Origin of the sequence: Streptomyces niveiscabiei (genome assembly GCF_001419795.1) — a bacterium.
Taxonomy (GTDB): Bacteria; Actinomycetota; Actinomycetes; order Streptomycetales; family Streptomycetaceae; genus Streptomyces; species Streptomyces niveiscabiei.
In genome coordinates this window covers 1-1390 of record NZ_LIRL01001249.1, presented here as the reverse complement: position 1 = coordinate 1390, position 1390 = coordinate 1, and the positions used below count along the sequence as shown (strand labels likewise).

1 protein-coding gene and 2 pseudogenes are annotated in these 1390 nt (G+C 70.6%); all 3 read left to right on the top strand.

Features of this window, described 5'->3' with window-relative positions; genetic code table 11:
- Positions 1-511: 511 nt before the first annotated feature.
- The gene (locus AOK24_RS42695; RefSeq protein ID WP_055725237.1) at positions 512-868 is read left to right on the top strand and encodes a DUF5132 domain-containing protein; all 357 of its coding nucleotides are present in this window, start codon (positions 512-514) and stop codon (positions 866-868) included.
- Positions 869-944: 76 nt separating this feature from the next.
- Positions 945-1100: pseudogene (locus AOK24_RS52960) on the top strand (hypothetical protein); the annotation flags it as partial.
- A 48-nt stretch (positions 1101-1148) separates the two neighbouring features.
- Positions 1149-1390: pseudogene (locus tag AOK24_RS50025) on the top strand (hypothetical protein); the annotation flags it as partial.

Genomic DNA, 1390 nt, shown 5'->3' with positions numbered 1-1390 from the left:
CTCGTGGCTGTAGGCCATGACGTACCACTGGTTCCTGGCGAAGGCGGTGATGTGCGGCATGGGGGTTCCCGTCTCTCGGTCCTGCCGCCATCGTCTTGAGGTGCGTGGGGGTGGTGCAACGGCACTTCCGTCTCGCGGAAGGATCGCTGGTGCGGGGTGTGTGGGGGGTGCGTGCCGGGGGTTCCGGTTGGCCGAAAAGGGCGGACGCGGTCCGTGAATTCATGGGGAGAGGTGGGGGGTGAGGGTGCTCGTTCCGGGAGGTGTGAGCGGTCGGTGCGCGGTGAACCGTTATTCGAGGGCTGGCCGAAAACTCCGGCGGTGTGACACGTTCGGGTGAAGGTGTGCGAACGGGCCGGGGGCCATACGGAGTACCTCGGATAGGATTCCTTCGTCGCCGCCGCGTGTGGTGTGAAACGAACCGGGTGAGACAGGTGAGAAAGCCGGTCCGCATTTCCCGCGGCAATCGCCGTCATATTCCACGACCCTCCACCCCGGAAAGGGAAACCGAGTCATGCCTCCCGTAGTTCCCCCGTTCCTGATCGGTCTTATCGCCGCACCGTTGGCCAAGCGGATCGTCACACCTTTGATGAAGGGGCTCGTGAAGACCTCGGTCGGGCTCGTCCTGGAGGTGAAGCGCGCCGCCCACGAGGCGACCGAGGGGCTCCACGACCTCGCGGCCGAGGTGACCGCCGAGGTCATGGCCGCCCAGCTCGCGACCGGCGGGGCACCGGCCGCCGCGCCCGTGCCGACCGCCGCGACCGCCCCCGCATCCGCCCCCGCACCCGCCTCCGTCGCCGCCGACACCGGTGCCGCGAAGACCGCCGCCCCCAAGGGCCGGCCCGCCGGCGGGGCCGGCAAGACCCACTGAGAACGCGCACCCGGAATTCGTCGCACGACAGCCGCCCGGCGCGCGGTGTCGCAGAGAGCATGGGAACCAGCTGGACATGGCACTACTGGTGGGGGCGGCGGCCGTCGGACGGCCGGTCCGGAGCGATGTGAGAATGCGCTCGAACGTGCCGGGGCGGCAGCGGTGGAGCGTTCCGCAGACGGTCGGGAGGCCGGATTTCGCGGAGTCTCTGGCGGATGTGCTGCGGGGGGTCCGGGGAATCAGGTCGGTGCGGGTCAATTCCGTTACCGGGAGCGTTCTCGTGCTGCATGCGGCGAGCGTCACGGGTGCGGACGTCGGGGAGTTGTTGCGGCGAATTCTCGGACGGTTATCGGCTGCTCCCGGGGCGGAAATCGGCGCGCGTACGGAAACCGTGGCGGCCGGGACGGAAACCCTGGCCCCCGGGCCCGCGCCGAAGGCCGCTGAACCCACGCCCGGCACCCTCCGCGCCGCCCTCGCCGTCACCGGGGGCGTCGCGGGGGCCGCGGGGCTCGCGCTCGGGGG

Bases quoted from the DNA above. Each gene is read 5' to 3' on its own strand.
- AOK24_RS42695 (WP_055725237.1), top strand. From the start codon at position 512: ATGCCTCCCGTAGTTCCCCCGTTCCTGATCGGTCTTATCGCCGCACCG.